Source organism: Aquimarina agarilytica ZC1, assembly GCF_000255455.1.
GTDB classification, from domain to species: Bacteria; Bacteroidota; Bacteroidia; order Flavobacteriales; family Flavobacteriaceae; genus Aquimarina; species Aquimarina agarilytica.
In genome coordinates this window covers 1-7219 of the sequence record NZ_JH621311.1, presented here as the reverse complement: position 1 = coordinate 7219, position 7219 = coordinate 1, and the positions used below count along the sequence as shown (strand labels likewise).

Genomic DNA, 7219 nt, shown 5'->3' with positions numbered 1-7219 from the left:
ACAAAATAGTAATAATTAACGAGGCAAGCCTCGAGGTATTAAACCTGATAGCGAATAAATTGAGTCTCCAACTAAACTTTATACTTCCAACTTCGAGGTAACGAAAAACCTTTTTTATAATTGTTCTATTTCAAAAAAATAACCTAAGCTTTTATTGCATAAACATTTAATCACGTATATATAATTCCCCTTTTACAATCTATTAATCCTGAGGTATTTTCTTTAGTAGAACTAAAAAAAACAATCTCATGAATACTTTTAAATCTATTACTTTAGCTATCCTAACGGGTATTTCCTTATCATCATGCGAATTTGTTGATGATATTATTATCAAAAAACCAACACCAGTGGAGTCAAAAAAACCTTTGATTATTGCGCATAGAGGGGCACAATCTATCTTACCAGAACATACTTTAGAAGGCTTTGAAAAAGCAGTAGCACTCGGTGCCGATTTTATTGAGCCGGACTTGGTATTAACAAAAGATGGACATTTAATTGTACGTCACGAACCTATGCTATCTGGCACCACTAATGTATCGGAATTAGCTGAGTTTACTACCTTAAAAACCACTAAGGAACTTGATGGAAAAATGGTTAGCGATTGGTTTGCAAGTGATTTCACATTAGCTCAAATTAAAACTTTAAAGGCGAAACAAGCTTTTAATGGACGTTCAAAAGAGTTTGACAATCAGTTTGACATTCCCACTTTTGAAGAAGTTATCAAATTAGCAAAAAAGCAATCCATCCTTACCAAAAAAAACATTGGTATTTATCCAGAAATTAAGCATCCTCTTTTTCATAATGAAATTTTTGATTTTAAAATGGAAGATAAATTATTGGAAGCCTTAAACAAAGCAAATTGGAACCACAAAAATGCACCTGTATTTGTACAGTGTTTTGAAGTAGCTCCATTGCAGTATATCAACTCAAAATCTACCGTTAAACTAGTGCAGTTAATATCTACATATAACATTAACAAAGATGGCTCATTAGACTACAATGTACCTGCTGGAGATTTTATTTCTTATGGATCTCCATTTGATTTTTATAAAAATGGAGACACTAGAACTTACGAGTTTTTTACTACCAAAGAAGGTATGGAATTTACAGCTACCTATGCCGATGGTATTGGCCCATGGAAACCTTTTATTATTTCGTACAAAACTTCGGATGCAGGAGACATAGAATTATTACCTGCTACTGATTTTATTACATTAGCTCACCAAAACAATTTATTGGTACACCCTTATACTTTTAGAAACGAAAACACTCAATGGAGTGGCGGAAACCCTGAAGCTGAATACCACCTGTTTTTTGATGCAGGGGTTGATGGTTTATTTACTGATTATACTGATGAAGCTGTACAAGCTGTGAATACTTGGGTGGAGAACTAATTTGAATTTTATTGGTGGATTCTGTACGGACTTGATGTGGTTCTCGATATATTTTCTCTTCACTATCGCTACGAGAAAACACTCGAACAGTCAACAATTATTCTAGCTTTTATTAGGTGAATCGAATTAAGCTATTCACATAAATTAGAAAGTGTATTTAAAATCAAATACACTTTCTAATTCTATAAAATTGTAAAAATAATTGAATCCTACTCTCTTCTATTTTAAATAATTAAAAAATTACGCAACCTTTTACTTCTGTTCTGTCTATTGGGTAAACCAATAAACTAAAAGGAACATGAAAACGAAACCACTATTATTATTATCAATTCTCGTACTATTTTTTTCTTGCGAAAAAGAACCTTTTGAATTGAGCATTCCAATTACAAAAATTGATACCAACTCAGAGCTATTTATCAATTTAAAACAATTATCTATCACTCAAACTAATGATTCCGATGTGGTATGTTTGACATTTATATATCCTTTTAATGTGTATTTATACGACAATGAAGGTCAGATTACCGAAGCTGTAATTGTTAATGAAAACACCGAATTTATTTCACTTTTAAATCAAGCTACTGACGATAATACAATTGGCATAAGCTACCCAATTAACGGAACTACAGAAAGCGGCAATACTATAAGTATCAATGGAAACAAAGCTTTAAAAGAAGCTATCGAAGCTTGTATCGACGATCAGATTATTAACTATTGCAACACCCTACTCGAAGAAGAAAACTGCGTTTGGAAAATAAAATCAAAAACTGAGAATATGTTATACAATTCTTCTTTAATGGATTTTTATGATGATGGAACAGGTATATTTTATCATAAGGGTGATGCCTATCGCACCTCGTGGATATCATTATTTATAGAAGATCAATTGCATATAAATATTCATTTAGAAGGAGATTCGGAAGTTGCCAAAGATTGGAATTTTGATTGGATAGCTTCCATTGTTAATGATAATACTATTCAAATTGAAAATGACGAACAATTGTATTACATTAAGAGTAATTGTAAAATTGAAAATAACTGTGGTTATGTTGAATTTAGAGAATGCGCTACAGATGATTATGAAAAGGCACTCTATGTATTTGATGATTATATTGATTGTATAACTTCTTTCAAAAAAGAAGAGGAAATTACTAATGTAGAATTATCTTTTTTTGAAAACATAATTGATGCCGAGCAAGAACTTAATAAACTTGAAACCGATGGTTACTCCAATAAAGTAAATCCACAGGTTATATTTGTACAAACGAAAGATACTGTTACACTAGATTCAGAAATTACAAGAATAGTGTTGTATGCAGAACCATGTAATTCAGAAGATTAATAGACTATTTTAAAAATCTTCTCAATTAAATGTATTGATCGACGCAACGTTTTGCTTTTTATCAGTCTAAAGGTGTAAAGTGACTAAATAAATGCAGTTAATATTATAATACCAGTATTCTATTGAATGATAGAGAGCTCATAAAAAAATGTAAAAAAAATAATAGAGAAGCACAAAGTGAATTGTTCTATACTTATAAAGATAGACTTTTCGCTTTGTGCTTAAAATATTGTAAAAATTATAATGAAGCTGAAGATAATCTTCAGGATTCATTCCTTGCTATTTTTGAAAAAATTGACCAGTATAAGTTTAAAGGGTCTTTTGAAGGATGGATGAAAAGAATTACTATTAATAAAGCTATTGATAAATATAGAGACAATTTTTTTTCGGACACATCTATAAAAGAAGATATGATTTCTGATACAGATATTGATGTTGAATTAGTTAATTTTTCTATCGATGAGCTATTTTCATTTATTCAAAAGTTACCAACACAATACAAATTAGTCTTTAATTTATATGAATTAGATGATTATACCCATAAGGAAATAGCCAAAATGCTTACTATTTCAGAAGGAACATCTAAATCTAATCTACACAGAGCTAAAGCTTTACTAAAAACAATGATTATTAGCGAAGTTGATGATCAAAAAAAAACGGTGCTAAGTAATGAATAACAAAAAAGATATAGGAAAAATTTTCAAAGAACGCTTATCTGATTTTGAGAGATCTTCTGAAAATATCACTTGGGATCATATTGAAATTAAATTAAACAAAAGAAAGAAAAATAAACCTACTTACTTTTCAAAATTAGTGGGCTTATCAATAATAGTATTATTACTTTCAGGTATTGTAATTGTTCAACGTAACACTATTTTGACAGGCACATTTTTAAAAACAAACTCTTTCGAGGATAAAACAACAAACGATAGTTGCTATGATTCTTCTAGTGAGGTAAAAGAAGCTTTAAAAAACGCATCAAATAAACAAAATAAGCAAGTAAAGATTGTATCTGCATCAAGCAACAAAATTATTTTACAGGATAGTATTCAAAAAGATAAAAAAAATAAATTAGCAAATACTACTGCTAATTTAGTGAATACACGCATTAAAAAAACTACCAATCATAATCCAATTGGTACTAAAACTAGATATAGCTCGCCTTACACAAAAAAAGGTTCAAAGCACATAAATTCAAGTAGTTTAAAACCTAAATCAATTGCTGAAAAAGTCAATAAAAATCAAAAAAATAATCTAAATGGGATTATTACAAATACTACTAAAAAAATCATTGAAAAAACGGGTATAGTAAGTACTCCTACCGATAAGAAAAACAGCCTAAGTGGAGCTATTACTGCTTTTAATACACCAAATGAAGAAAATTTAAATCCGAAAAAAGTGTTAATTAAAAAAGATAGTATACCTAAAAAAACTAAAAAAGACACCTTACTATATCTGAAGCCTATTCAAAATGAGAAAGTCCAAAAATTGAACCTTACTATTCACACTATACCCTTATATAACATCCCATTAAGTGGTTCATTAATTAATGATAAATTTTCGGAAAATTCTAAAAGTGGTAAGCTTACTTTAAATTATGGTCTTGTTTTTTCTTCCTTAATTTCGAAAAAAAATTCAATACGATTAGGATATAACAGACTAAAAATAAACACAAAAGTTCACGGTATTGAATCTGATATTGTTAACACGGGGACGTTACCAAGTTCTGGAATATTTTTACCTACTATTGTTAAGCAAGACATAGGTAATCAACAAACTTTTTCAATTACTCAAAAATTAGATTATCATGAATTTTCTGCCGAAATAGGTCATCAAATTTTGAAAAAATGGTTTAATCTATCTTTAATAGGTGGTGCTAACTTTTTAATTCTACAAAAAAGTGACATCGCCATTCATTCTGGATCTCAAGACTTTGAATTAAATAGAAATACCAGCAATACCAATAATAAGGGATTAAAACAATTTACATATGGCATTACTATCGGATCGAGTTTTACATACAAACTATTGGATAATGTTTCATTAAGCGTAGAGCCTTTATTCAAATATCATTTAAACAATGCTAGTAAAAACACTGACAGCTACAAACCACTTTATTTTTCGACCCAAATAGGTCTATCAATTGATTTGTAAGGCAAGAATATGGACTTCCGGGTAAATTTGGGATTAATTCCTGAGCAACTTTTGTATAGTTATTAATTTTAATTTCTAATTCTTTTTCAGCTGGAGTTTTATAGCCTAGAACAGAGTATAATTTTTTGTAATTATACCAGTTCATATATCCATTAATTATTAGAAGATAAAGGCTTTGCCTTAAACCATGGCTTGCTCCCTCCTGGTAAAGCGCAAGGACAAATTAAAAATCAGTTTTATGCTTTAGGAAAACTATCTGGAATATCTAAAAAGCAAGTTAAAAAGGTCTTTAAAAGTATTACTTCTAATGAAGGTAAAGTCCTTACACTTGTGAATGCATCCTTTCTTAACGAAAAAACAAAGCGGAATTACACACAAGCATATCAAACAAAATTAAAGAAATTACTACGTGATTAGCTAAAGTTTTAATCATATGAAAATTTATTTCAAAATTAAAAACAATCATTTTAAAATGATTGTTTTGGTTTAATATATCCCATAATTTGATTTATAAATAAAAATATGATTTTTAGAGGTAATCATGAGATACCTTATAATAATTTCTTTTAAGAATACATTCTAAGAAAACTGGAATAACTTGATAAAATCAGATCATAAAAACCTGATTTTAGTTTAAAGAATTTTATGATAATTAGTTCTTAAAAATGAAAACACAAAACAGGATTACGTATTTATTCTAATAAATTAAAATTAGTTCACTAGTGAGAATTATTTAATTTTATGTAAATTGATTATTAATGTAGTACATTTGCAAATCACAAAAACGTAACTCTATGAGTTTTGATACTTTTTCAAATACAAGAGGATTTTCAAAAGAAGAAATCGAAAAACTAGGTAATACAATTATTTATCTGTGTGAGAAGATGAATGGTTTACAAAAAACTCAATGTTTAAAATTAATATACCTTTTAGACGAAATGTCAATTAAAAAATATGGGTTACCCTTTTTAAATTTAAATTATGAAGTCTGGAAATATGGCCCTGTTGCTCAAGAAGTTTTTATAGAGTTATCTGAACCAAAAATACTTAGAGATTTTATTGAGTTAGAACATGATAGCTTCAATCAATATAGTTTTGTAAACGTTAAAGCAAAAAAAGAATTTAATGATGATGAGTTCAGCGATAACGATATGCTGATACTTGATTATGTGGTCAAAAATTTCAGTGACAAAAACGGAACAGAACTCGTTGATTTCACCCATGCACCTTCTTCAATATGGTATAAAACTGCAGAAGAAAATGGAGTTTTAGAACTTTTCAAAAAAGGTTTAAAAAATAGCACTAATTTAATGATTGACTTTTCTAGATTATTGGATTTAGACAAAAAGAAAATCTTTAATGATTTTATAGAAAATAGAAATATGTTAAAGGCATATGATTTTTAAACCTTTCACAATTTATTATTTTACCCCTTTTTATTTTTCTAACGGCAATCTGCCAAAGAATAAATATTTCATTTCAATCTACCAAGAAGGAGACTCTATTACTTTTGCCTATCTCCCAACATCTAAAGATAGTGTTCCAGATATCTACCTTTCTCACGGTTGTGTTAATGTACCCGAAAAACAAATTAGTTGTTACATCTTCAAAAAAGATATCAAAGTAACTACTAATAATTTTTCCTTTCCTTTAAATACTTTTATTTACGCTTATCAATTAAATTCGTTTTCTAAATTAAAACTTGAAGAAACATACAAAAATGAGGATATAGACTATGAAGTCGTAGGTATTCTTAATGATGATGAAAAAAATAATTTAATTGATTGCTTAATAAATTCTCCCAACATAAAAAGAAAAATAAAAAAGGCCTTAAAAAGATAAAAGCATTTTCCCCAACTCTTTGAAAAGTAAATAAATTCAAAACAAAAAACCTCAATCTATTTATAATTAAATAGATTGAGGTTTTTTTTAAGTACTCAAGGCGGGAATAAGAACTATTAAATTTACAACTTCAAAAAACCTTACTAAAACAAAGGCAAAACCTAATTAAATCAATGTATATAAGACTAAATAAAGAAAAACAAAGGTTTCATTAAATTGATAATAATTGCATCTAATTGAGATTTGGTTGACTAACCGTTGACTAGAATTTGAAAATTGGATTATATTTACACCGTTCAAATGTTCAAACAATGGCAACGATTAAATTCATTTTACAGAGTAAAACCGTTCAATCTGCAATTTACCTCAGACTCTCACTCAACCGGAAAGAAGTCTTTAAAAGAAAAACAGGACTTGATATTGACTTTGGCTATTTCGGAGTGACCATGCCAGTGATTTCGGTCAAACAGTGCCACTCATAGAGGTA

General features: G+C 28.7%; 8 protein-coding genes. All 8 read left to right on the top strand.

Annotation, left to right across the window (positions count from 1 at the left end; translation table 11 throughout):
* Positions 1 to 248 precede the first annotated feature (248 nt).
* The 8 genes from KQA_RS0217905 (at position 249) to KQA_RS20860 (ending at position 7214) form a co-directional block, all read left to right on the top strand.
* A complete protein-coding gene (locus KQA_RS0217905; RefSeq protein ID WP_010183005.1) occupies positions 249 to 1394 on the top strand; it encodes a glycerophosphodiester phosphodiesterase in 1146 nt (381 codons plus the stop codon).
* 298 nt (positions 1395 to 1692) lie between these two features.
* Positions 1693 to 2736 carry a hypothetical protein gene (locus KQA_RS0217900; RefSeq protein WP_010183004.1) on the top strand — a complete coding sequence of 348 codons (1044 nt, stop codon included), beginning with the start codon at positions 1693 to 1695 and terminating at the stop codon, positions 2734 to 2736.
* A gap of 122 nt (positions 2737 to 2858) precedes the next feature.
* A complete protein-coding gene (locus tag KQA_RS0217895; RefSeq protein WP_010183003.1) occupies positions 2859 to 3413 on the top strand; it encodes an RNA polymerase sigma factor in 555 nt (184 codons plus the stop codon).
* Positions 3406 to 4890: a hypothetical protein gene (locus tag KQA_RS0217890; RefSeq protein WP_010183002.1), complete on the top strand. Its 1485-nt coding sequence runs from the start codon at positions 3406 to 3408 to the stop codon at positions 4888 to 4890. Before KQA_RS0217895 ends, KQA_RS0217890 begins: the two co-directional genes overlap by 8 nt.
* Positions 4891 to 5082: 192 nt before the next feature.
* Positions 5083 to 5307: a hypothetical protein gene (locus tag KQA_RS0217885; RefSeq protein WP_010183000.1), complete on the top strand. Its 225-nt coding sequence runs from the start codon at positions 5083 to 5085 to the stop codon at positions 5305 to 5307.
* Between the two features lie 377 nt (positions 5308 to 5684).
* On the top strand, positions 5685 to 6296 hold the full coding sequence (locus KQA_RS0217880; protein WP_010182999.1) for a Panacea domain-containing protein: 612 nt from the start codon (positions 5685 to 5687) through the stop codon (positions 6294 to 6296).
* Positions 6286 to 6732 (top strand): hypothetical protein, encoded by a 447-nt coding sequence (locus tag KQA_RS0217875; RefSeq protein ID WP_010182998.1) that lies wholly within the window; start codon positions 6286 to 6288, stop codon positions 6730 to 6732. The genes KQA_RS0217880 and KQA_RS0217875 overlap by 11 nt, the downstream gene beginning before the upstream one ends.
* Positions 6733 to 7043: 311 nt before the next feature.
* On the top strand, positions 7044 to 7214 hold the full coding sequence (locus KQA_RS20860) for a hypothetical protein (protein ID WP_232285928.1): 171 nt from the start codon (positions 7044 to 7046) through the stop codon (positions 7212 to 7214).
* Positions 7215 to 7219 lie beyond the last annotated feature (5 nt).

Excerpts from the sequence above, each read along its gene's own strand:
- KQA_RS20860 (WP_232285928.1), top strand. The coding sequence starts at position 7,044 with ATGGCAACGATTAAATTCATTTTACAGAGTAAAACCGTTCAATCTGCA.
- KQA_RS0217880 (WP_010182999.1), top strand. The coding sequence starts at position 5,685 with ATGAGTTTTGATACTTTTTCAAATACAAGAGGATTTTCAAAAGAAGAA.
- KQA_RS0217900 (WP_010183004.1), top strand. The coding sequence starts at position 1,693 with ATGAAAACGAAACCACTATTATTATTATCAATTCTCGTACTATTTTTT.
- KQA_RS0217905 (WP_010183005.1), top strand. The coding sequence starts at position 249 with ATGAATACTTTTAAATCTATTACTTTAGCTATCCTAACGGGTATTTCC.
- KQA_RS0217890 (WP_010183002.1), top strand. The coding sequence starts at position 3,406 with ATGAATAACAAAAAAGATATAGGAAAAATTTTCAAAGAACGCTTATCT.
- KQA_RS0217875 (WP_010182998.1), top strand. The coding sequence starts at position 6,286 with ATGATTTTTAAACCTTTCACAATTTATTATTTTACCCCTTTTTATTTT.